Below are 22,642 nucleotides of genomic sequence, written 5' to 3'. Positions count from 1 at the left end.
AATCAGGCGGGTATCGCAAGGGTCAGGCGTTGCGGCGATTGTCCAGCGCGAAGGCGCCGGCGCCGGCGAACACCAGATAAAGGAAGATGAAGCAGAACGAGATCGCCGAATCGCCGCCGTTGTTGACGGGGAAGAAGTCGCGCGGCATGTGCGCCATGAAATAGGCGATCGCCATTTCGCCCGCCAGAAGGAACGCGACCGGTCGGGTGAACAGGCCCAGCGCCAGGAGGATGCCGCCGGCGAATTCAAGGATGCCGGCTGTGAGTGTCAGTCCAGTCAAGGCGCCGGCATGTTCGCCGATCGGGAAATTGAATAGCTTCTGCGAGCCATGCTCGATGAACTGCAGGGCCGTGACGATGCGCAAAACACCGAGTGCCTGCGGCTGATATCTGGCAAGGCCGTCGAAAAGCTTCATCCAAAACTCCCTTTACCCTCCCGGACCGGGCATAGATTACCGCCCGGCAATGGACCATTCACTTCACATGACCTGCCATCAACAACCGGTGATTGGAAATGTTCCCCAGCCCTTTCATATCATTCACGCTAGGGTTGCATTCTTGCCGCTATGGTTGTATTGGTGTGTGGATACTCCAACCGGGTGGGTTCCCTTTGCCATGAAAAAAGTCGTCATCAGCCTATTCGCATTCCTTGCGTGCACCAGCTTCGCCATGGCCGAGGAGGCAGGCTGCGAGGCCTTCAAATGGTCGGTGACGCGGGAACAGGCCCTGTTTGCCGCAGCGCCTTCAACTTCGTCGGAAACGACGCTGGCGGTCGGTGCGGCCGCGGACCTGGCGCTGGTGCCGGTCGAGAAAGCCGGCTTCGCGATACCGCCCGAACGTGCTCCTGTGGCAGGCACGTTCGGCGCTGTTACCAGCGTGGAGGTGCCACCCGAGGGTGCTATACAGATAAGTCTCTCGGGTGAGGCCTGGATCGATGTCATTCAGGACGGCCACGCCATCAAGTCGGCGGGCTATAGCGGCGTGAAAACCTGCCCCGGCATCCGCAAGAGCGTGCGCTTCAAGCTTGCATCCGGCCCGGCCACCGTCCAGTTCAGCGGCGCGAAAGAGGCTGACTTGAAGGTCGCGGTGCTGGCGCCGGAATAGGTTGGCGCCAAGCTAAGGAATACGGCCCTTCATCGGTGGTGCGATGAAGGGCCGGCGTTTTGTTCCCACGGTGTTTATCGCCGTCAGCGTACCGGCGCCATCAATGCGAAATGCGCGCCTTGCGGGTCCTGGCACTGGACGACCCAGCTGCCGCCGGGGACCTCCATCGGCCCCATCAGGATCTTGCCGCCATTGTCGGTCACGCGTTTGGCCGCCGCGTCGATGGCCGGAACGTTGAAATAGAATTGCCAGACCGGGACCGGAATCTGATCCGGCTTGTTCATGATGCCGCCACCAGATTCGGGGCCGGCGGTGAAAGTCTGGTAGGTGCCCATCGGGCCCATATCGAAATCGCCGGCATCGACCCAGCCGAACTGGTCGGAATAGAAATCGAACGCGGCCTTCCAGTCGCTGGTGTAAAGCTCGTGCCAGCCGATATGGCCTGGCGTGCTGGCCGGCACGACAGGCTGGTCGGGGCCGTTCGGCTGCAGGAACATGAATGTCGCGCCCTGCGGATCGGCGACGACGGCAAAGCGTCCGACGCCCGGAATGTCGTCGGGCTGGCGGTGAACGGTGCCGCCGGCTTTTTCCAGCGATGCCGTCGAGGCATCGACATCTTTTGTATGGATGTAGCCCAGCCAGGCGGGCGGCATGCCCATCTTGGCGGCATCCTCGGGCATCGTCATCAGGCCGGCGACGCCGCGCTCGCCGACGTTCATGACGATATAGCGGGGCATGCCGGGGGCCTTGTCGAAAGGCTGCGCCGTCCAGCCGACCACATTGGGGTAGAACGCTTCGGCGGCGTCGAGATCGGTGGTCATCAATTCGTACCAGAAGAAGGGCATCGGGGCTTTTGGCATTTCGGTCTCCTCACCTTTCATGCATCGATCGTCATTCGATCCATCCTAGGACGATCTTCACGACGGAAATCCGACAGCCCCCGAACAACAATGTCTCCGCATGCCAAGCGTTCCCCGATTGCGCGCCGGGCCGTTTTCGATTTCTCTGCGGTCATGAGGGGTTGTCGTTCATGCGCTTGATGTCGCTCACGCCCGAGCTTATCGCACTGTGCCATCGGCAAGAGGCCGATCCCGGTCCGGACCCGAGCTGGACGGAGTTGAAAGACGAGGATTTCCGGGCGCTTGCCTTGCGGCTGTCCGGTGAAGCCGACGAGGGGCCGCTATGGGTGTTCGCCTACGGATCGCTGATCTGGAAGCCGGAATTCGAGTCGGTCCAGCAACAAACTCGCCACGGCCTTTGGCTGGCACCGCTCCTTCTGCCTCGACATGGTGCGTTGGCGCGGCAGCGCCGAGCAGCCGGGTTTGATGATGGCGCTCGAACGGGGCGGCCGCTGCAACGGCGTGATCTATCGCTTGCCGGAGGGCGAAAAACCGGCGCAGATCGAAAGGCTGCTGCTACGCGAGATCAGCGACCACGAAATCATCGACACGGTCAGGTGGCTGCCGGTGCATACGGCGCAAGGCGCGCTGCGCGCGCTTGGCTTCTGGGTGGGCGTGAAGGGCAGGGGAACGTCGCTGAACCAGCCGCTGGACAAGGTGGCGAGCGTGCTGGCCAGAGCCTGCGGGCATATCGGGTCCGGCGCCGAATATCTCTACAAACACGGTTAGTCATCTCGAAGCATTCGGCATCCACAATCGCAACCTCTGGCGGTTGCAGCAACTGGTCGCGGACGAGGTCAGATCTATCCATGGCCGTGGACTTGAGCCCGGCCATTCGCTCGCGCAGCAAACGCTATCGCAGTCGACATAACATGAGTAAAATAATCATGTTATGTCGAGCCTTTTCAACAGCTTGCGGCGAAAATTGACCAATTGATAAAAAAATAAAACGTGCTAGCCTTTCCCAAAATGAAAAACATGGGGAACTGAGAATGCCAGAAGGCCAGTTCAAAGAAGGCATAGCAGGCGGCAGGCTCTCGGCCGACCAGTACGCGGACAATTTTTCCGACCTGCACCCGCCGCTGGATCACCATGAGGCGCTGGTCGAATCCGACCGCTGCTATTTCTGCTACGACGCGCCGTGCATGAATGCATGCCCGACCTCGATCGATATTCCGCTGTTCATCCGCCAGATCTCGACCGGCAATCCGATCGGTTCGGCCAAGACGATCTTCGACCAGAACATTCTGGGCGGCATGTGCGCCCGCGTCTGTCCGACCGAGACGCTGTGCGAGGAGGTCTGCGTGCGCGAGGTGGCGGAAGGCAAGCCGGTGCAGATTGGCCGCCTGCAGCGCTATGCCACCGATGTCGCGATGGCCGAGAACAAGCAGTTTTATCCGCGCGCCGAGCCGACCGGGAAGACAGTCGCCGTGGTCGGCGCCGGGCCGGCCGGCCTTGCCGCCGCGCACCGGCTCGCACGTCATGGCCATGACGTGACCATCCTGGAGGCGCGCCCGAAGGCCGGCGGCCTCAACGAATATGGCATCGCCGCCTACAAGAGCGTCGACAATTTCGCCCAGGCCGAAGTCGACTACGTGACTGCCATCGGCGGCATCGACATCCAGAACGGCAAGGCGCTTGGCCGCGACTACCAATTGTCCGACCTGATCCGCAATTACGATGCGGTGTTTCTCGGCATGGGGCTTGGCGGCGTCAACGCGCTGCGCGCCGATGGCGAAGAGGCGGACGGCGTCATCAATGCGGTCGAATTCATTGCCGAGCTGCGCCAGGCGAGTGACGTTTCCGGTCTGCCGGTTGGCCGGCGCGTCGTCGTTATCGGCGGCGGCATGACGGCGATCGACGCCGCCGTGCAGTCGAAGCTGCTTGGCGCCGAGGAGGTGACGATCTGCTACCGGCGCGGCCAGGAACACATGAACGCTTCCGAGTTCGAGCAGGATCTGGCCGCCGCCAACGGCGTCACCATCCGCCACTGGCTGCAGCCGAAGCGGGTCATTGTCGAAGGCGGCAAGGTGTCGGGCGTCGAACTCGAATACACCGCCCTGAACGGCGACAAGCTTGCCGGCACCGGCGAGAGGCTGACGCTCGTTGCCGACCAGGTGTTCAAGGCCATCGGCCAGAGCTTTGTGCCGGCCGCACTCAACGGCAGCGGTGCGTCGATCGACCTCGAGGCCGGCCGCATCAAGGTCGATGCGGAAGGGCGCACTTCGCTGGCCAGGGTCTGGGCCGGCGGCGACTGCATCTTCGGTGGCGACGACCTGACCGTCTCGGCGGTCGCGCAAGGCCGCGACGCGGCGGAGAGCATCAATCGGGCACTGACCTCGAATGGGAGGGCATGAGCATGGCGGATATCAGAAACAATTTCGTCGGCATCAAATCGCCCAATCCGTTCTGGCTGGCTTCGGCGCCGCCGACCGACAAGGCCTACAACGTCATCCGCGCCTTCAAGGCCGGCTGGGGCGGCGTCGTGTGGAAGACCCTGGGCGAGGAAGGCCCGCCGGTGGTCAACGTCAACGGTCCGCGCTATGGCGCGATCTGGGGCGCCGACCGCCGCCTGCTCGGCCTCAACAACATCGAGCTGATCACCGACCGCGACCTGCAGGTCAATCTGCGCGAGATCAAGCAGGTCAAGAAGGACTGGCCCGACCGCGCCATCGTCGTCTCGCTGATGGTGCCCTGCGTCGAGGAGGCCTGGAAGGCGATCCTGCCAGTGGTCGAGGAGACCGAGGCTGACGGCATCGAGCTCAATTTCGGCTGCCCGCACGGCATGTCGGAACGCGGCATGGGTGCCGCCGTCGGGCAAGTGCCGGAATACATCGAAATGGTGGTTCGCTGGTGCAAGCAGAACACCCGCATGCCCGTCATCACCAAGCTGACGCCCAACATCACCGATGTGCGCAAGCCCGCGCGGGCGGCACATGCCGGCGGCACCGACGCGGTTTCACTGATCAACACCATCAACTCGATCACCGGCGTCGACCTCGACAGCTTCGCGCCGCAGCCGACCATCGACGGCAAGGGCTCGCATGGCGGCTATTGCGGTCCGGCGGTGAAGCCGATCGCCATGAACATGGTGGCCGAAATCGCACGCGATCCCGAAACGCACGGCCTGCCGATCTCCGGCATCGGCGGCATCACCACGTGGCGCGACGCGGCTGAATTCATGGCGCTCGGCGCCGGCAATGTGCAGGTGTGCACGGCGGCGATGACCTATGGCTTCAAGATCGTGCAGGAGATGATCGCCGGCCTGGAAAACTGGATGGACGAGAAGGGCCATGCCACGCTCGACGACATCGTCGGCCGCGCCACGCCCAATGTCACCGACTGGCAGTATCTCAACCTCAACTACGTCGCCAAGGCGCGTATCGACCAGGACGCCTGCATCAAATGCGGCCGCTGCCACATCGCCTGCGAGGACACCTCGCACCAGGCAATCACCAGCATGGTCGACGGCGTCAGGCATTTCGAGGTGATCGAGGCCGAATGCGTCGGCTGCAACCTGTGCGTCAATGTCTGCCCGGTCGAGAACTGCATCACCATGGAGCCGCTGGCCGTCGGCGTGATGGACCAGCGCACCGGCAAGCCGGTGTCGCCGATCTATGCCAATTGGACGACGCACCCGAACAACCCGATGGCCAAGGTGGCGGCGGAGTAGTTTTTGTCATTGCCGATTTAGCGCAATCGCCCCGTGTGTCCGCACGGGGCGATTTTGTATGGTCGCGACAAATTCGATCGCATAAGTTAGCGCTGCCCCTCATTGCCCTGCCGGGCGTTCGTCACTCGAAAAGCCAAGCAATTGGCTTTTCGTCCGCTTCGCGGACCGCTCCTCAACTCCCCGTATAGTGACGGGGAGAAAGACGCCGTCATCGCCGATTTCGCCAATCATCAACGTTGCAAGAAGAGCGCCAAGGGTGCCCGCAGCTTCCCTTCTCCCCGTCACTATACGGGGAGAAGGTGCCGGCAGGCGGATGAGGGGCAGCACAACCCCTGAGATAATCTGCGCATCAGTCGTTCCCGCAGTATCACAAAGCCTCATGCACATTGTCGTTTCGAAAGCAGGAGTTTCTCCATTTTCCCATTGCGGATAAAAGATATCCACGATAAAATATATCCATGATTAGGAGATCCACCCAATGAAGCTGGGCGAGGGCGTTGAAGCAGCCATCCACTGCGCCGCCATGCTGGCCGGTGTCGAGGGCAACAGCGCCATGGCGGCCTCCGCCATGGCGGAGGCGTTCGGCCTGTCGCCGAGCTATCTCCTGAAGCATCTCAATATGCTGAGCGCGGCGCACATTCTGGAATCGGTCTCGGGTCCGGCCGGCGGCTACCGGCTGGCGCGGCCGGCCGAGCGTATAACGCTGCTCGATATCGTGCTGGCCGTCGAAGGGCGCGAGCCGGCCTTCCGTTGTGGCGAGATCCGCCGCAATGGTCCGGTCAGGCTCGACGCATCCGCCTATGTCAAACCCTGCGGCATCAACGCCGCGATGCTGAAGGCCGAAAAGGCCTATCGCGCCGCACTCGCCGAAGCAAAGCTGTCCGACATCGTTTCGGAATACATGACCGATGCCGATCCGCGTTCGGTGGCAGCCGGCTGCGCCTTCGTGGCGCGCCATCAGCGGCCGCAGAAATCCAGTTCAACCAAGCAAGCGTAAAGGACATCAAGATGAAACAGAGGCTGCAATTCTTCGCCAAGGCGCCGGAGATCATGAAGGCGGTGTCGGCGCTCAACAAGGCGGTGGACGAATGCGGGCTCGAGGAAAGCCTGCTGCACCTGATCAAATTGCGGGCGTCGCAGATCAACGGCTGTTCGTATTGCGTCGAGATGCACAGCCGCGAGGCGAGGCGCGACGGCGAGACCGAGCAGCGGCTCTATCTGGTTTCGGCGTGGAAGGAATCGCCGCTGTTTTCCGAGCGCGAACGCGCTGCCTTGGCCTGGACCGAGGCGGTCACCCTGATCTCCAACAGCGGCGTGTCGGACGAACTCTATGCACGGACGCTCGAGCACTTCTCGGAGGAGGAGTTGGTCAAGCTGTCCGTCGCGCTCGGCATGATCAACACCTGGAACCGGCTGTGCGTCCCGTTCCAGGCACTTCATCCGATGCCGGCGGCCAAGGCCGCCTGATCGTCCTGATCCAGTTTTGGAGCGCCGTCGATCGGCGGCGCTCCAATTGTTTCTTCAAGGGGAGAGTTCGATGCCTGCCGATTTGCCTTCGACCTTATTGTTCCTCGGCCGCCTGCTGCTCGGCGGCGTCTTCGTTTTCGCCGGCTTGCGCAACATTCAGAATACGGCGTTCCTGACCCAGTTGATGGCCGCGCGCGGCGTGCCGCAGGCGCGGCCGGCGCTGTGGCTCGGCATCGTGCTTCAGGTCGGCGCCGGCGTGCTGGTGATCGCCGGCTTGTGGACGGCAATCGCGGCAGCGGTACTGCTGGCATTCCTCATCGTTGCCACGCCGATGTTCCATAATTTCTGGGACCATCAGGGCGCCGACCGGGCGTCGCGCATCAACGGCTTCGTCGGCAATGTCGCGCTGAGCGGCGGTTTCCTGTCGCTGATCGCGCAGTCGTTTTAGCCGCAGTTCCATGCCGACTGCGGCACTGTAGCGCCGACAGTATGGATCATTAAAACGGAACCAATCGAGCGGTTGACGCATTTCGCCCCTGTATGCCGAACATCCCGGGATGAAATATGAAAATTGCCCATGTAGCGCCGCTCTATGAATCGGTGCCGCCCAGACTCTATGGTGGCACCGAGCGCATCGTCTCGTATCTCACCGAAGCGCTTGTCGATTTGGGCCATGAGGTGACGCTGTTTGCCAGCGGCGACAGCCAGACCTCCGCGAAGCTGGTGGCTGGCCGGGAATGCGCGCTTCGCCTCGATCCGCGTCCTTTCAAATCCGAGATCGCGGCGCATCTTTCGATGCTTGCCGAGGTGCGGAAACGGGAGCGGGAGTTCGACGTCATCCACTTCCACCTCAGCCACTTCCTGCACTTTTCCTTCTTCGAGGACATGGCGGAGCGGACGGTAACGACGCCGCATGGCAGGCTGGATTATGTCGATCTGGCGCCGGCCTATGAGTGTTTCCCGCGTTTTCCCCTGATTTCCATTTCGCGCAGCCAGAAGGCGGGCCTTGCCAGCGCCAACTGGCTAGCGACGATCCATCATGGACTGCCGACCAACATTTACGAGCCGAGTTTCGAGACGACGGCGGAGGAACCCTATCTTTGCTTCCTGGGCCGGTTTTCACGCGACAAGCGCCCGGACCGCGCCATCGAGATCGCCTTGCGCTCGGGATTGAAACTGAAGCTTGCGGCAAAGATCGGCGACGACGATCGTTCCTATTTCCACAAGATGGTCGAGCCTTTGATCGACGGCGATCGCATCGTCTATGTCGGCGAGATCGAAGAGGACCAGAAGGCGGAGTTTCTCGGCAAGGCGGCCGGCCTGCTGTTCCCGATCGACTGGCCGGAGCCGTTCGGTCTGGCCGCCATCGAGGCCATGGCCTGTGGCACGCCGGTGATCGCCTGGAATTGCGGCGCGCTGCCCGAGATCATCGATCAGGGCGTAACCGGTTTTATCGCCGGATCGATGGACGACGCCGTCGCCGCGGTGCCGGACTTGCTGCGGCTCGACAGGCGAAAGGTGAGGGCCGTTTTCGAAAAGCGGTTTTCCGCCAAAAGAATGGCCGGCGATTATCTCGCCGCTTATACGCGCCTGATCGGTGTCCCGGTTGAGGCGAAGGCATCGTGAGCAACGATGTGTTCGGGCGACGACAACGAAACAAGAGGGGATTTGTGACGAATGGCCCAACTCGATGAGCGCCAGCTCGATCCCGCCGTAGCGCTTGCTTCGCTCGACGCGACCGCTCCTCGCGAGCCGCACCGGCTGTTCGCGCTTAAGCAGGGCGACTGCTTTGCGGTTGCCGATGCCTTTGGTGACATACGCGGCGCCGGTGACGGTTTCTTCCGCGACGATACACGCGTGCTCTCCGAATTCCGGCTGACCGTCGGCGGCAGGCAGACATCGCTGCTTGGCGCCTCGCTCAGCCAGGACAATGTGCTGTTCACCGCCAATCTGACCAATCTGCCGATGCAGAGCGTCAGCGGCCGCGACATTCCGCAGGGCGCGATTCATATCGAACGCGTCAGGCTGCTTTGGCAAGACAGGCTGTTCGAGCGCATCACCCTTTCCAACTACAGCCGGGAGACCTCGACAATCGGCGTTTCCCTGCACTTTGCCGCCGATTTCCGCGACATGTTCGAAGTGCGCGGCTCGACACGGCCGAGGCGCGGAATGGCCCATGTGGCCGAGATGGATGCGACATCCGTTCTGCTGCGCTACGACGGGTTGGATGGGCTGGTGCGCGTATCGGCGGTATCGTTCTCGCAGGCGCCGGACCAGTTGACGGCCGACCGTGCCGATTTCCTGGTTGCCGTAACCAAGCGCAGCCGCAAGGTGCTTTATGTCGAGGTCGGTCCCGAGATGGCGGATGCGCCCGACCGCGACCGTTTCCGCGCCGCCGCCGCCCGGGCGCGCTTTGGCATGCGGGCCAAGCGCCGCCATGGCGCGACGGTGCACAGTTCGGGCCGCGTCTTCAACGATTGGGTGGAGCGCGCCCGCGCCGATGTCGCGCTGCTGACCACGGAGCTTTCGACCGGACCCTATCCCTATGCCGGCATCCCCTGGTTCTCGACGGCGTTCGGCCGTGACGGCGTCATCTCGGCGCTGCAGATGCTGTGGCTCAATCCAGGCCTGGCGCGGGGCGTGCTGGCCTTCCTTGCCCAACACCAGGCGACGGAGACGTCGCCGTTCAGCGATTCGCAGCCGGGCAAGATCATGCACGAGACGCGCAAGGGCGAGATGGCGGCGCTGCGCGAGCTTCCTTTCGGCCGCTATTATGGCGGTGTCGACACGACGCCGCTCTACATCCATCTCGCCTGCGCCTATGCCGATCGTACCGGTGACATGGCGTTCATCGACAGCCTGTGGCCGTCGCTGTGCGCCGCGGCCGAATGGACGGAGGAGGCGGGCCGCGAGACCGGCTTCGTCACCTACCAGCGTGCCGCCGAGTCCGGCCTCGCCAACCAGGGATGGAAGGACAGTTTCGATTCCGTCTTCCACGCCGATGGCCGCATTCCCAAGGGCCCGATCGCGCTGGTCGAGGTGCAAGGCTATGTCTTTGCCGCCTTCCGGGGGCTGGCCGCACTTGCCCGTCGCCGCGGCGAGGACGACAGGGCCGATCACTGGGAGGGCCGCGCCGAGGCCATGCGGGTCGCAGTGGAACGCGATTTCTGGCTCGACGATCTCGGCTTCTATGCCCTGGCGATCGACGGTGAAGGCGAACCCTGCAAGGTGCGGACCTCGAATGTGGGCCATCTCCTCCTTGTCGGACTGCCCGAACCGGGGCGGGCGCGGATGGTCACCGATCAGCTTCTTTCCGCCTCCTTCCACTCCGGCTGGGGGCTGAGGACGCTTGCCGACGATGCGGTGTTCTTCAACCCGATGTCGTATCACAATGGCTCGATCTGGCCGCATGACACCGCCATGTGCGGTGCCGGCCTGGCGCGCTATGGCGAGCGTGAAAGCGTGGTCCGCCTAATGAGCGGCACGTTCGAGTCCGCGGTCCATTTCAACATGCGGCTGCCCGAACTGTTCTGCGGCTTTACCCGAGCGCCGGGCGAAGCACCGATCGCCTATCCGGTAGCCTGCCTGCCGCAAGCGTGGTCGGCTGGCTCCGCCTTCATGCTGATGCAGGCCTGCCTTGGCCTGGAGATCGACGGCTGGGATGGCGAAATCCGCGTTACCCGTCCCAGGCTGCCGATCGGCATCGACATGCTCACGCTTCGCCATCTGGGCGTCGGCGAAAAAGTGGTCGATCTCACCTTCCAGCGCGTCGGCGACCGGGTCGTCGCTTTCCTCGCCGACCGCCATGAAGGGCTGGTGCCGCTCATCGTTAGAACATGAACCAGATTGGGCGGAACCGATCCCGGCCTTGTGCGTTGCAAAAATGTAGGTCCGGACGGCGATCTTATCGCCGGTGGATAGTTTCAAATCGGAAACACGAACAAAACGGCCGCCGAACGGCCGGAGGTGAGTTGATATTCCAATGACAAATTACGGTGCGGACCTGCTCTGGGTTCTGATCCTTGCGAGCCTCGGTCTTTCCGCTCTTGCCGTTTTCTTCTCCATATCGCGGCAGCGTCGCAGTCACCCTCCGGCGGTCGTACATCCGGCCGGCGAGGACGTGGCCGCGGAAGCGGCGCGCAAGGTGATACGGGAGTTCGAAAAGAATGGCCAATCGGCCGACGCGGCGCTGGTGACATGGTCGCCCGAAACATTGCGCAAGATCCTGGCCGACGACCTGCCGGGGGCACAGGTTATCGTGGTGTCCAACCGCGAACCCTATATCCACAACATCAATAATGATGGCGTCGAATTGCTGGTGCCGGCCAGCGGGCTGGTGTCTGCGCTCGAGCCGATTACCCGCGCATGTGGCGGCACCTGGATTGCCTATGGCGGTGGAACGGCAGACCGTATGATGGTCGACGACAACGATCGCGTGCAGGTGCCGCCCGGCAATCCGTCCTACACGCTGCGCCGGGTCTGGCTGACGGAGGAAGAATATCAGAGCTACTATCTCGGCTTCGCCAATGAGGGTCTCTGGCCGCTTTGCCACATCGCCTTCACCCGGCCGATTTTTCGCGCCTCGGACTGGGAAGCCTATGAAGCCGTCAACCGGAAGTTCGCCGACACGATAGTCGCCGAAGCGCGCAACGAGCGGCCGATCGTGCTGGTCCAGGATTATCACTTCGCGCTGCTGCCGCGGATGATCCGCGAGCGCCTGCCCGAGGCGATCGTCATCACCTTCTGGCATATCCCATGGCCGAACTCGGAGGTGTACAGCATCTGCCCGTGGCGTGAGCGCATCCTTGAGGGACTGCTCGGCAGCTCGATCATCGGTTTCCACACCCAGTTCCACGCCAACAATTTCACCGAAAGCGTCGATCGCTTCCTGGAAAGCCGCATCGAACGGGCGGATGCGGCCATCTCCTATGGTGGGCAGACGACGCTGGTGCACGCCTATCCCATCTCGATAGAATGGCCGGCGGACCTTCTGGCAAGATTGCCTGATGTAGATGACTGCCGCGCCCGCCTGCGGAATAGGTTCGGACTGAAAGCGGATGTGAAGCTGGCCGTCGGGGTCGAGCGTCTCGACTACACCAAGGGCATTCTCGATCGGTTTCACGCGCTGGACGAATTGTTCAAGCGATACCCTGAATGGATCGGAAAACTGGTTTTCCTGCAGGTCGCGGCGCCCAGCCGCGGCACGCTCCCTGCCTACAGGCTGCTCCATGACGAATGCCACCGTTATGCCGAAGAACTCAACCAGCGTTATGGCAGCGAGGGCTACAGACCGGTGATCATGGTGGCCCAACATCACTCTCAGGAACAGGTCTACGAAATCTACCGGGCCGCTGACATATGCATGGTCACAAGCCTGCATGACGGCATGAACCTGGTCGCAAAGGAATTCGTCGCGGCGCGAGACGACGAACAGGGCGTTTTGATGCTCAGCACATTCGCCGGTGCTTCGCGCGAATTGCTGGAGGCGCTGATCGTCAATCCCTACGACGCCGCCATGATGAGCGAAGCGCTGCTGCAGGCGCTGACCATGACTTCAGAAGAACAGCGCGAACGTATGCGGCCCATGCGCGAGACCATCCGCAACAACAACGTCTATCGCTGGGCCGGCAGCATGCTTCTGGACGCTGCGCGCTTGCGCAAGCGCGGTGATCTCGACCGGGTGACCGGTGTTGGCGACCGTCCGCAAGGTATCGACAATGTCGTTCCCATGTTCGAGCGCAAACGGGTGGCACTATCATGAGCGATATCCTGCAAAAGGCTGCGAGCGAGACCCTGCAAAAGCCGCAGCCCTTGCTGACCGGCGAGTGGGCGCTGTTCCTCGACATCGATGGCACCCTGCTGGAGCATGCCGAACATCCGGACGCCGTTTCGGTCAGCGCCGAGCTTCGCTCTTTGCTGCAAGGCCTGGATCACAAGTTGGACGGGGCATTGGCCTTCATCACCGGCCGCTCCGTTGCGGCCGTGGACCATCTGTTTCAGCCTTTGAAGTTGCGCGCGGCCGGGCTTTATGGCCTGGAACACAGGCTCCTGCCGGACGACGATGTCGAAATCGCGGACGAGCCGGCGGATATTGCCGCCCTTGCCGACGAGATCGAGGCCGAGTTCGGTCGCGGGAAGGTCTATATCGAGCGCAAGGGCCGGGTGCTGGCCATCCACACGCGCGCCGCCCCGCACCTGCTTCCCCGCGCCACGCAGCTTGTCGAGCAAGCGCTGGCCGTCCTGCCAAAGGGCTATCGGGTGGTTGCCGGCAATGCCGGTGTGGAGTTGCTACCGCTCGAGGCAGCCAAGGGCGCCGCGATCCGGCGCTTCATGGATATCGCGCCATTCAGAGGCCGCCGCCCGGTCTTCCTGGGCGACGACACCTCGGACGAAAACGGCTTCGAAGCCATCAATGATGCCGGCGGAATATCGATACGGGTGAAGCCACCAGCGCATACCGCCGCGCGGTACGGGCTTGCCGGCGTTGCCGAGACGCTCGCCTGGCTGAGAGGCCAACTTTAGGTCCAGCCGACGCATCCGCGATCGTGCATCTGGAAAGGGTAAGGAAAGGAACGGTTCGATGGGACGCTTTGCACAACTGGTTCGAGAGATCACACCGAGTTGGCTTCATTCCCGCTCCTCCCGCCATGGGTCCGCCAACATTTCACCGTCCGACGCGGACTACAGCTGGCAGGAGGCGATCGACAACAAGATGTATGGAGCCGACACGCCTGACTATTCCTATGTTCCGGATAAGCCCGCTTCAGATGCCGCAAGACCGGCCGGCGACAGCTCCATGGGCGAGAAAAACATGCAGCGCGGTCCAACGAAGTCCAATTGAGGGTGAAAGCATTTCCGCGGCGGACGATCGCTACGCCGCAAATCGCAGGCCGCCGTCGCAGGTCAGGACCTGGCCGGTCATGAAGCCGTTGGAGACGAGAAACGCGATTGCGTCGGCGACATCCTCGGCGCGGCCGACGCGGCCGACCGGGGTCTTGCCGGCATAATCGGCAAACAGCGCCTGCCTCTGCTCCTCGGCCAGGAAATCCCACCAGGGCGTGTCGATGACGCCGGGCGCCACGACATTGACGCGCAGTGGCTTCAGTTCCACCGCCAGGATCGGCACCACGGTCAACAGCATGCCGTTGATGGCGGCGATGCCGGAGACGCCGGGAGTTGCGAGCTGGGCCGATACAGCCGAGATGAAGGTCACCGATCCGCTTCTGTTCAAGGTTGGCAAGGCGGCCTGCAGGCAGGACAGCTGCGGGCGGACTTTCTCGTCGACGCCGCTGCCGATGTCGCTCAGGTCAAGCGTCGGGAAGGGGCCAAGGCCCTTGCCGCCGCTGGCGGCCAGCACCAAATGGTCGAAAGGGCCGAGGCGCTCGAAGAACCCGCTGGCCTCGTCCGGCTTCGCGGCATCGAAAGTGGCCTTGTCGGCAGCGCCGTCAAGGCTTTTCCATGCGTTCTTCAGCTTCTCCTCGTTGCGCCCGGTGATGGTCACCTTCATCCCGGGACCAAGCAGTTTTCGTGCCGTCGCCAGGCCGATGCCGGATGAGCCGCCGATGACGACGGTGTGTTGGATTGTCGTGGTCATGAACGCTGTTCCTTCGATGTGGGGGAAGCCAGGCCGACGAGGTCCTGGCTCAAACTTCGCAACTGTTGTCTCGCGCTGGCGTCGTAGGCTTGGTCATCAGCGCGGGATTCCCGCAGGCCGTCGAAATAGAGGCCGCTTTTCCCGTCGAGCGCGGGTGATGTCGCGAGGTTGAGGATGGCGTCGGCGCCGGTTTCGACCGAACTCCATGGCGTCACGCCTGCCTGCCGGACCATGGTGGTGTTCATGTAGCTCGCCGGATGCAGTGCGTTGACGGTGACGCCGGCGCCCTTCAACTGCTCCGCGAGGTCGACAGTGAACAGTATCTGCGCCAGCTTGCTTTGGCAGTAGGCGCGCACGCCGTCGTAACTGCGGGTCAGCATGACATCGCTAAAATCGATCGCCTGCTGCCCCGCCGAGGCGACATTGACAATGCGCGCCGGAGCACTGGCCTTCAGCAACGGCAGAAGCTCCGATGTCAGCAGGAAACCGGCGAGATAATTGACCGCGAAGCGCAGTTCGTAGCCATCAGCGCTGACTTGGCGTTTGGCGCCTTGGCCCGCCGTTCCGATGCCGGCGTTGTTGATGAGGATGTCGAGCCGGTCCGTCTTGGCACGCACCGCCTCGGCGAGGCGGCGAACCTCGGCCAGAGAAGAGAGGTCGGCGACCACAAGCTCGGCCTTGCCGCCGGCGGCTTCGATCTCAGTGACAACAGCCTTGCCGCGCGTTGCATCGCGGCCGTGTACAAGGACACGGGCACCCGCGGCGCCGAGCCGTTGCGCGACGACGCGGCCAACGCCGTCGGTCGAGCCCGTGATGAGGATTGTCTTGTCTTTCAGGTCCATGTTCAGAGCCTCCGTTCTGTTGCTCTGGGTGGAAGATGGGACAGTTGGCGTGAGCCAAACAGTTCAAACTTTATCCTGGTATCAATACTGCTATAATAAGCGCATGGAGTCCCAACCCCGACCGGCCCCCACACACTCCGCTGAAGACAGTCGCCGGCGCGAGCTCGGTGCTTTCCTGCGCTCGCGCCGCGAAAGGCTGACGCCCTCGGCCATAGGCATCGCCACCGGCCTGAGGCGGCGCACGCCCGGGCTGCGCCGTGAGGAGGTGGCGATGATCGCCGGCGTCGGCACGACCTGGTACACGTGGCTGGAGCAGGGGCGGGAGGTCCGGCCCTCGGTCGAGGTGCTGGCCGCGCTCGCCGAAGCACTGCGCCTCGACGCCGCCGAAAAACAGCATTTGTTCATCCTGGCCGACCGCCAGCAGCCGGAACGCCGTGCCGTGGCGCCGGAAAAGGTCGACGGCCCGTTGCTGCATATGCTGCAAAGCCTGGTTCTGCAGCCGGCTTATGTGGTCGGGCGACGCTGGGACGTGCTCGCCTGGAACCCGGCGGCCGTCGCGGTGTTCGGTGATTATGGCCTGCTGGAGGGTGACGCCCGCAACATCGTCCACATGGTGTTCACCAATCCGCACCACCGGCGCCTGCTGGTCGACTGGGAGGAATTGGCGCGCACCGTGCTGGCCTCGTTCCGGGCGGCGAGCGCCCGGTATGTCGGCGATCCGGATTTTGAGCGGCTGATTGAGTTGATGACGCGCTCGAGTCCCGAGTTTCGCGCCTGGTGGCCGCAGCGCGACGTCGCGCACCGGCTGTCGGGCGTGAAGCATGTCCGGCACCCGAGCGCGGGGGCGATGACATTCGAGCATATGAGCCTGTCGATCAGTGACGGCTCCGATATGAAGCTGATCGTCTACACGCCGCTTGCCGAGCAGAACTCCGTCGCCAAGCTGCAGACATTGCTGGACGCGCTGCCGGCCGAGCGGCGCAGCGCCTGAAGCGTCAGCTTTTCGGCTTCAGCCCGTCGAGGAATAAATGCTCCAGGAACCTTGCAGCGTCCTCGAATCGGCCGTCGCCGCCACGGTTCGGCCCGAGCACGGCGCGGACCTGGACATCGAAATCAGCATAGTGCTGCGTCGTCGCCCAGATCGAGAAGATCAGGTGCCAGGGGTCGGTGCGGGCGATCTTGCCGGCGCGCATCCAGCCCTTGATGACGACGGCCTTCTCGTCGACCAGCGTTTTCAACTCCCCGGTCAAGAGCGGCATGATGCGCGGTGCGCCTTGCAGGATTTCGTTGGCGAACAGCCGGCTCTCGCGCGGGAAATCGCGCGCCATCTCCAGCTTGCGCCTGATGTAGCTGCGCAATTCGGTCAGCGGATCGCCAATGTCGTCGAGTTCGCGCAGCGGCGCCAGCCAAGTGTCGAGCAGGCGCTGCATCAGCGTCTCGTGGATGTCTTCCTTGCGGCGGAAATAGTAGAGCAGGTTCGGCTTCGACATGCCGGCGGCTTCGGCGATCTGGTCGATGGTCGACCCACGAAAACCGTTGGTGGAGAACACCTCGAGCGCCGCCTCCAGGATGAGTTCCCGCTTTTCCTGCTGGATGCGGGTCCGGCGAGGCGTGTCCGTTCCGGTGGTCACCGTTGCAAGCCCTCGTGTTGAGGGTCATCTGGACCAATTCTCTGGACCAGTTTTTCCCTAGCCTGTGGAACGCACTTCAGGTGCCGCATTTCCGCTAGTAATCCCTTGACCGCCGACAGGGCGGTGCTAACGTTTGTCCAATCGGTCAAAAATTTGCGTAGCATGAAAACGCGGCAAAGACCAAGCGTTGGGCGCACCGAAACAGGTTACAAGGGGAAGTCTTGGTCATGTCCAACCGGCTGAAAGTCACGCCGAACGATCTCAGCGCATTCTGGATGCCGTTCACGGCAAACCGGCAGTTCAAGCAGGCGCCGCGCATGATGGTGTCCGCCAAGGACATGCATTACACGACCAGCGACGGCCGCAAGGTGCTCGACGGCACCGCTGGTCTCTGGTGCGTGAATGCCGGCCATTGCCGGCCGAAGATCACCGAGGCGATCCAGCACCAGGCCGCCGAGCTCGACTATGCGCCGGCCTTCCAGATGGGCCATCCGATCGTCTTCGAGCTGGCCAACCGCCTGGTCGACCTCGCGCCCAAAGGCATGGATCATGTCTTCTTCACCAATTCCGGTTCGGAATCGGTCGAAACCGCGCTCAAGATGGCGATCGCCTATCACCGCGCCAGGGGCGAGGGTTCGCGCACCCGGCTGATCGGCCGCGAGCGCGGCTATCACGGCGTCAATTTCGGCGGCATCTCGGTCGGCGGCATCGTCACCAACCGCAAGATGTTCGGCACGCTGCTCGGCGGCGTCGACCATATGCCGCACACGCATCTGCCGGAAAAGAACGCCTTCACCAAGGGCGTGCCGGAGCATGGCGCGGAACTCGCCAACGAGCTGGAGCGCATCGTCGCGCTGCATGACGCCTCGACCATCGCCGCCGTCATCGTCGAGCCGGTCGCCGGCTCCACCGGCGTCATCCTGCCGCCGAAGGGCTATCTGCAGAAGCTGCGCGAAATCTGCACCAAGCACGGCATTCTGTTGATCTTCGACGAGGTCATCACCGGTTTCGGTCGTCTCGGCACGCCGTTCGCCGCCGATTATTTCGGCGTCACGCCTGACATCATGACCACAGCCAAGGGCGTCTCCAACGGCGTCATCCCTATGGGAGCGGTGTTCGTGAAGAAGGAAATCCACGACGCCTTCATGACCGGCCCCGAGCACATGATCGAGTTCTTCCACGGCTACACCTATTCGGGCAATCCGATCGCCTGCGCGGCCGCTCTGGGCACGCTCGACACCTACAAGGAAGAGGGCCTGCTCACCCGCGGCGAGGAACTGGCGCCGTACTGGGAAGACGCACTGCATTCGCTGAAGGGCGAGCCGAACGTCATCGACATCAGGAACATCGGCCTGATCGGTGCGATCGAGCTGGCGCCGATCGCCGGCCAGCCGACCAAACGGGCCTTCTCGGCCTTCGTCAAGGCGTTCGAGCGCGGCGCGCTGATCCGCACGACCGGCGACATCATCGCGCTGTCGCCGCCGCTGATCATCACCAAGGGCCAGATCAACGAATTGATCGACCATGTGCGTGAAATCTTGAGGGCGATCGATTGAAGAACTGGACGCGGATATCCCTCCCCTGCGAGGGGAGGGGGGCCGCGAAGCGGTCGGGTGGGGTCGGTGCGGCAGTGCGCCGACCTGATCTTTTGCTGCGAGGTCGCTCCTGATGCCCCGTACCCGCGCGAGTTTCGAAATGCGCCAGAAGGCGCGCGCGCTTCGAGTTCACGCGACCAAGGGCGAATCCCTGCTGTGGTATGAACTGCGGGAGCTGAAATCAGCCGGCATCAAGTTTCGCCGCCAGTGCCCGATTGGGCCCTATATCGTCGATTTCGCTTGCCTCGCGGTGAAGCTGATCGTTGAGGTCGACGGTGATCCGCTCGAACACGAGAGGGGTAAACGGCACGATGCCGTTCGTGACGCCTATCTGCGCTCACTCGGGTTCGATGTCTTTCGCGTTGACGAGCCCGATGTCATAAACAGCGCGTGGCATGTCGCGCGGGTGGTCAAGGAAAAGGTCGCGCGCATGTTCGGCGACCCCACCCGACCGCTTCGCGGCCACCCTCCCCTCGAGGGGGAGGGGGACGCAGGCGCTGCACAATCGATGAGGTTTTAAAGCATGGCCGCACCCGGCGAGAATCTGCGAATCAATTCAGACCGTTTGTGGGATTCCATCATGGAAATGGCGAAGATCGGTCCCGGCATTGCCGGCGGCAACAATCGCCAGACCGTGACCGACGAGGATGGCGAGGGCCGGCATCTGTTCAAGCGCTGGTGCGATGCGGCCGGGCTCGAAATGGGTGTCGACGAAATGGGCACGATGTTTGCCCGCCGAGAAGGCACCGATCCCAGCCTGCCGCCGGTCTATGTCGGCAGCCATCTCGATACGCAGCCGACCGGCGGCAAGTATGACGGCGTGCTCGGCGTGCTGGGCGGGCTTGAAGTGGTGCGCTCGCTCAATGATCTCGGCATCAAGACCAAACATCCGATCGTCGTCACCAACTGGACGAACGAAGAAGGCGCGCGCTTCGCGCCGGCGATGATGGCGTCCGGCGTGTTCGCCGGCGTGCTCGACCAGGCCGATGTCTACGAGCATACCGACAAGCAGGGGAAAAAATTCGGCGAGGAGCTCGGACGCATCGGCTGGAAGGGCACCGAGAAGGTCGGTGACCGCAAGATCCACGCCTTCTTCGAACTGCATATCGAGCAAGGACCGATCCTCGAGGACGAGGGCATCGACATCGGTGTCGTCACCCACGGCCAGGGCCTGAAATGGCTGCAGGTGACGCTGACCGGCAAGGAGGCGCATACCGGCTCGACACCAATGCCGAAGCGCCGCAATGCCGGGCTCGGCATGGCTCGCGTGATCGAGCTGGTGCACGAGATCGCCATGGACTACCAGCCGGATGCCGTCGGCGCCGTCGGCCACATGGAGGTCTACCCCAATTCGCGCAACATCATCGCCGGACGCACCGTCTTCACCATCGACATCCGTTCGCCGGAGAAGGAAGTGCTGGACGCCATGGACGGCCGCATCCGCGAAGGCATCGACACGATCTGCGAGGCGTTGGACATCCAGTACAAAATCGAGCAGGTCGGCCATTTCGATCCGGTCACCTTCGATGCCGGCTGCGTCAAGGCGATCCGGGATGCCGCCGAACGCCTCGGCTATTCCCACCGCAACATCGTTTCCGGCGCCGGCCATGACGCCTGCTGGATCAACCGCGTCGCTCCGACCGCAATGGTCATGTGCCCCTGCGTCGACGGCCTCAGCCACAACGAGGCCGAGGAGATCACCAAGGAATGGGCCAGCGCCGGCGCCGACGTTTTGTTCCACGCAGTGGTGGAGACGGCGGAGATCGTCGGGTGAACTGTCGGCGCTGTACCCCCACCCCTAACCCCTCCCCACAAGGGGGAGGGGGATCAGTAGTGCCGGCGCCTATGGCGAAAGCTTTGAAGGGTTCAGCTGTGATAGCGCGACGCCAAGCCTCCCTCCCCCTTGTGGGGAGGGATTGAGGGTGGGGGTACTCTTGGCACCGACCGGAATTGATCCTGCTGTTATCAAACGGGCCAGGGTTTTGCGTCGGAACATGACGGAAGGCGAGCGTAAGCTCTGGTCCGAGTTGAAGGAGTTCCGTCGCCTATACGGTTTACACGCCAGAAAGCAGGCACCCATCGGCCCTTACGTTGCTGACTTTGTTCTGCATGGGAAGAACCTCGTTATCGAAGTGGATGGAGAGCATCACTTCACACCGGAGCAGATGGAGAAGGATCGGATACGCGACGCATGGTTTTTCCGACAGGGCTATCGTGTGTTGCGGTTTTCGACCGGAGATCTGGCGAACTCTTTCGATGGTTGCATCGAGGAGATATTGAGGGAAGTTGGAGTCATGTAGAGGCCGGGCTTCAGCCCTGAACCGATCTGAAATACTGCCAAGACGCTCGCAAAGAAGCGCGATGAGAACAAGGGAACAAGAAAAATGACCAAAGTCATCAAGAACGGCACCGTCGTCACCGCCGACCGCACGTGGAAGGCCGATGTGCTGTTCAGCCACGGCAAGATCGTCGCCATCGGCTCGGACCTGCATGGCGACCACGAGTTCGATGCCACCGGCTGCTACGTCATGCCGGGCGGCATCGACCCGCACACGCATCTCGAAATGCCGTTCATGGGCACCTATTCGGCCGATGATTTCGAATCCGGCACGCGCGCCGCCTTGGCCGGCGGCACCACCATGGTGGTCGATTTCTGCCTGCCGGCGCCGAAGCAGTCGCTGCTCGAAGCCTTGCAGATGTGGGACAACAAGACCTCCAAGGCGTCCTGCGACTACTCCTTCCACATGGCGATCACCTGGTGGGGCAAGCAAGTGTTCGACGAAATGGCTGATGTCGTCGACAGGGGCATCACCTCGTTCAAGCACTTCATGGCCTACAAGGGCGCGCTGATGGTCGACGACGATGAGATGTATGCGTCGTTCCAGCGCTGCGCCGACCTTGGCGCGCTGCCGCTGGTGCATGCCGAGAATGGCGACGTGGTTGCGGCACTCTCGCAGAAGCTGCTCGCCGCAGGCAACAACGGTCCCGAGGGCCATGCCTATTCGCGGCCGCCGGAAGTCGAAGGCGAAGCGACCAACCGCGCGATCATGATCGCCGACATGGCCGGCGTGCCGCTCTATGTCGTGCATGTCTCCTGCGAGCAGGCGCATGAGGCCATCCGCCGGGCGCGTCAGAAGGGCATGCGCGTGTTCGGCGAGCCGCTGATCCAGCACCTGACGCTGGACGAGAGCGAGTATTTCGACAAGGACTGGGACCATGCGGCGCGCCGCGTGATGAGCCCGCCCTTCCGCAACAAACTGCATCAGGATTCGCTGTGGGCCGGCCTGCAGGCCGGATCGCTGCAGGTGGTGGCGACCGACCACTGCGCCTTCACCACCAAGCAGAAGCGCAACGGCGTCGGCGATTTCACCAAGATCCCGAACGGCACCGGCGGGCTTGAAGACCGCATGCCGGTGCTGTGGACCACCGGTGTCAACACCGGCCGGCTGACGATGAACGAGTTCGTCGCGGTGACCTCGACCAACATCGCCAAGATCCTCAACATGTATCCGAAAAAGGGCGCAATCGTCGAAGGCGCCGACGCCGACATCGTCGTCTGGGATCCCAGCGCCAAGAAGAGGATTTCCTCGAAGAAGCAGCAGTCGGTCATCGACTACAATGTCTTCGAGGGGTTCGAGGTGACCGGCCTGCCGCGCTTCGTGTTTTCGCGTGGCGAACTGTCGATCCAGGAGGCTGAGGTGAAGGCCAAGCCTGGTCATGGCGAGTTCGTCGCCCGCGAGCCGAATGCGGCGGTCAACCGGGCGCTGTCGACGTGGAAGGAAATTTCCGCGCCGCGCAAGGTCGAACGCACCGGCATCCCGGCGACCGGGGTTTGAGC

23 protein-coding genes and 1 pseudogene are annotated in these 22,642 nt (G+C 62.8%); 18 read left to right on the top strand and 6 right to left on the bottom strand.

Going from position 1 to position 22,642, the window contains the following annotated elements; all coding sequences use genetic code 11:
* Positions 1 to 22 precede the first annotated feature (22 nt).
* Positions 23 to 415, bottom strand: a complete 393-nt coding sequence (locus tag NKH19_RS07835; RefSeq protein WP_352865508.1) for a DoxX family protein — start codon at positions 413 to 415, stop codon at positions 23 to 25.
* A gap of 199 nt (positions 416 to 614) precedes the next feature.
* Here NKH19_RS07835 and NKH19_RS07830 point away from each other — a divergent pair, with 199 nt between their 5' ends.
* The gene (locus NKH19_RS07830) at positions 615 to 1,103 is read left to right on the top strand and encodes a hypothetical protein (protein WP_352982081.1); all 489 of its coding nucleotides are present in this window, start codon (positions 615 to 617) and stop codon (positions 1,101 to 1,103) included.
* A gap of 83 nt (positions 1,104 to 1,186) precedes the next feature.
* Here NKH19_RS07830 and NKH19_RS07825 read toward each other — a convergent pair whose 3' ends face one another.
* Complete coding sequence (locus NKH19_RS07825; RefSeq protein ID WP_352865504.1) at positions 1,187 to 1,963, bottom strand: VOC family protein; 777 nt, start codon at positions 1,961 to 1,963, stop codon at positions 1,187 to 1,189.
* 170 nt (positions 1,964 to 2,133) lie between these two features.
* On the opposite strand from NKH19_RS07825, the pseudogene NKH19_RS07820 reads away from it, so the two are divergent.
* From NKH19_RS07820 to preA, 3 genes and pseudogenes are all read left to right on the top strand, one after another.
* A pseudogene (locus NKH19_RS07820) lies at positions 2,134 to 2,873 on the top strand (gamma-glutamylcyclotransferase).
* A 121-nt stretch (positions 2,874 to 2,994) separates the two neighbouring features.
* Positions 2,995 to 4,359, top strand: coding sequence for an NAD(P)-dependent oxidoreductase (locus NKH19_RS07815; RefSeq protein WP_352865503.1), 1,365 nt, complete (start codon positions 2,995 to 2,997; stop codon positions 4,357 to 4,359).
* Between the two features lie 2 nt (positions 4,360 to 4,361).
* Positions 4,362 to 5,675, top strand: a complete 1,314-nt coding sequence (preA, locus tag NKH19_RS07810; RefSeq protein WP_352865502.1) for an NAD-dependent dihydropyrimidine dehydrogenase subunit PreA — start codon at positions 4,362 to 4,364, stop codon at positions 5,673 to 5,675.
* 99 nt (positions 5,676 to 5,774) lie between these two features.
* Here the strand turns inward: preA and NKH19_RS07805 are convergent, their stop codons facing one another.
* Positions 5,775 to 6,119 carry a hypothetical protein gene (locus NKH19_RS07805; RefSeq protein ID WP_352865500.1) on the bottom strand — a complete coding sequence of 115 codons (345 nt, stop codon included), beginning with the start codon at positions 6,117 to 6,119 and terminating at the stop codon, positions 5,775 to 5,777.
* A 34-nt stretch (positions 6,120 to 6,153) separates the two neighbouring features.
* Here NKH19_RS07805 and NKH19_RS07800 point away from each other — a divergent pair, with 34 nt between their 5' ends.
* The 8 genes from NKH19_RS07800 (at position 6,154) to NKH19_RS07765 (ending at position 13,983) form a co-directional block, all read left to right on the top strand.
* Positions 6,154 to 6,672 (top strand): RrF2 family transcriptional regulator, encoded by a 519-nt coding sequence (locus NKH19_RS07800; protein WP_352865499.1) that lies wholly within the window; start codon positions 6,154 to 6,156, stop codon positions 6,670 to 6,672.
* A gap of 11 nt (positions 6,673 to 6,683) precedes the next feature.
* Complete coding sequence (locus NKH19_RS07795) at positions 6,684 to 7,142, top strand: carboxymuconolactone decarboxylase family protein (RefSeq protein ID WP_352865497.1); 459 nt, start codon at positions 6,684 to 6,686, stop codon at positions 7,140 to 7,142.
* A gap of 70 nt (positions 7,143 to 7,212) precedes the next feature.
* Complete coding sequence (locus NKH19_RS07790) at positions 7,213 to 7,590, top strand: DoxX family protein (protein ID WP_352865494.1); 378 nt, start codon at positions 7,213 to 7,215, stop codon at positions 7,588 to 7,590.
* 116 nt (positions 7,591 to 7,706) lie between these two features.
* Positions 7,707 to 8,768, top strand: a complete 1,062-nt coding sequence (locus NKH19_RS07785) for a glycosyltransferase family 4 protein (protein ID WP_352865492.1) — start codon at positions 7,707 to 7,709, stop codon at positions 8,766 to 8,768.
* Between the two features lie 51 nt (positions 8,769 to 8,819).
* Positions 8,820 to 10,982, top strand: a complete 2,163-nt coding sequence (locus NKH19_RS07780) for an amylo-alpha-1,6-glucosidase (protein WP_352865490.1) — start codon at positions 8,820 to 8,822, stop codon at positions 10,980 to 10,982.
* A gap of 142 nt (positions 10,983 to 11,124) precedes the next feature.
* Positions 11,125 to 12,903, top strand: a complete 1,779-nt coding sequence (locus tag NKH19_RS07775) for an alpha,alpha-trehalose-phosphate synthase (UDP-forming) (RefSeq protein WP_352882010.1) — start codon at positions 11,125 to 11,127, stop codon at positions 12,901 to 12,903.
* The gene (gene otsB, locus NKH19_RS07770; protein ID WP_352865486.1) at positions 12,900 to 13,664 is read left to right on the top strand and encodes a trehalose-phosphatase; all 765 of its coding nucleotides are present in this window, start codon (positions 12,900 to 12,902) and stop codon (positions 13,662 to 13,664) included. Before NKH19_RS07775 ends, otsB begins: the two co-directional genes overlap by 4 nt.
* A 58-nt stretch (positions 13,665 to 13,722) precedes the next feature.
* The gene (locus tag NKH19_RS07765; protein WP_352865483.1) at positions 13,723 to 13,983 is read left to right on the top strand and encodes a hypothetical protein; all 261 of its coding nucleotides are present in this window, start codon (positions 13,723 to 13,725) and stop codon (positions 13,981 to 13,983) included.
* A gap of 30 nt (positions 13,984 to 14,013) precedes the next feature.
* Here the strand turns inward: NKH19_RS07765 and NKH19_RS07760 are convergent, their stop codons facing one another.
* Positions 14,014 to 14,736, bottom strand: coding sequence for an SDR family oxidoreductase (locus NKH19_RS07760; protein ID WP_352865481.1), 723 nt, complete (start codon positions 14,734 to 14,736; stop codon positions 14,014 to 14,016).
* Entirely contained in the window at positions 14,733 to 15,578 is an 846-nt protein-coding gene (locus tag NKH19_RS07755; RefSeq protein WP_352865480.1) for an SDR family oxidoreductase, read from the bottom strand. Before NKH19_RS07755 ends, NKH19_RS07760 begins: the two co-directional genes overlap by 4 nt.
* A 103-nt stretch (positions 15,579 to 15,681) precedes the next feature.
* Between NKH19_RS07755 and NKH19_RS07750 the strand changes: the two genes are divergently transcribed.
* On the top strand, positions 15,682 to 16,569 hold the full coding sequence (locus tag NKH19_RS07750) for a helix-turn-helix transcriptional regulator (protein ID WP_352865478.1): 888 nt from the start codon (positions 15,682 to 15,684) through the stop codon (positions 16,567 to 16,569).
* Positions 16,570 to 16,573: 4 nt separating this feature from the next.
* Here NKH19_RS07750 and NKH19_RS07745 read toward each other — a convergent pair whose 3' ends face one another.
* Positions 16,574 to 17,209 (bottom strand): TetR family transcriptional regulator C-terminal domain-containing protein, encoded by a 636-nt coding sequence (locus NKH19_RS07745; protein ID WP_352865475.1) that lies wholly within the window; start codon positions 17,207 to 17,209, stop codon positions 16,574 to 16,576.
* Between the two features lie 227 nt (positions 17,210 to 17,436).
* Here NKH19_RS07745 and aptA point away from each other — a divergent pair, with 227 nt between their 5' ends.
* The 5 genes from aptA to hydA all read left to right on the top strand — a co-directional run bounded on the left by aptA (position 17,437) and on the right by hydA (position 22,640).
* Positions 17,437 to 18,765 carry an omega-aminotransferase AptA gene (gene aptA, locus NKH19_RS07740; protein WP_352865473.1) on the top strand — a complete coding sequence of 443 codons (1,329 nt, stop codon included), beginning with the start codon at positions 17,437 to 17,439 and terminating at the stop codon, positions 18,763 to 18,765.
* Between the two features lie 139 nt (positions 18,766 to 18,904).
* Positions 18,905 to 19,324 carry an endonuclease domain-containing protein gene (locus NKH19_RS07735; protein ID WP_352865471.1) on the top strand — a complete coding sequence of 140 codons (420 nt, stop codon included), beginning with the start codon at positions 18,905 to 18,907 and terminating at the stop codon, positions 19,322 to 19,324.
* Between the two features lie 3 nt (positions 19,325 to 19,327).
* Positions 19,328 to 20,578 (top strand): Zn-dependent hydrolase, encoded by a 1,251-nt coding sequence (locus NKH19_RS07730; protein ID WP_352865469.1) that lies wholly within the window; start codon positions 19,328 to 19,330, stop codon positions 20,576 to 20,578.
* Between the two features lie 160 nt (positions 20,579 to 20,738).
* Positions 20,739 to 21,104 (top strand): endonuclease domain-containing protein, encoded by a 366-nt coding sequence (locus NKH19_RS07725; protein WP_352865466.1) that lies wholly within the window; start codon positions 20,739 to 20,741, stop codon positions 21,102 to 21,104.
* 84 nt (positions 21,105 to 21,188) lie between these two features.
* Positions 21,189 to 22,640 carry a dihydropyrimidinase gene (hydA, locus tag NKH19_RS07720; protein WP_352865463.1) on the top strand — a complete coding sequence of 484 codons (1,452 nt, stop codon included), beginning with the start codon at positions 21,189 to 21,191 and terminating at the stop codon, positions 22,638 to 22,640.
* Positions 22,641 to 22,642: the final 2 nt, after the last annotated feature.

This window comes from Mesorhizobium sp. M1338 (assembly GCF_040318045.1).
GTDB lineage: Bacteria > Pseudomonadota > Alphaproteobacteria > Rhizobiales > Rhizobiaceae > Mesorhizobium.
The sequence above is the reverse complement of the archived record's forward strand: the minus strand, read 5'-3'. Positions and strand labels throughout refer to the sequence as shown.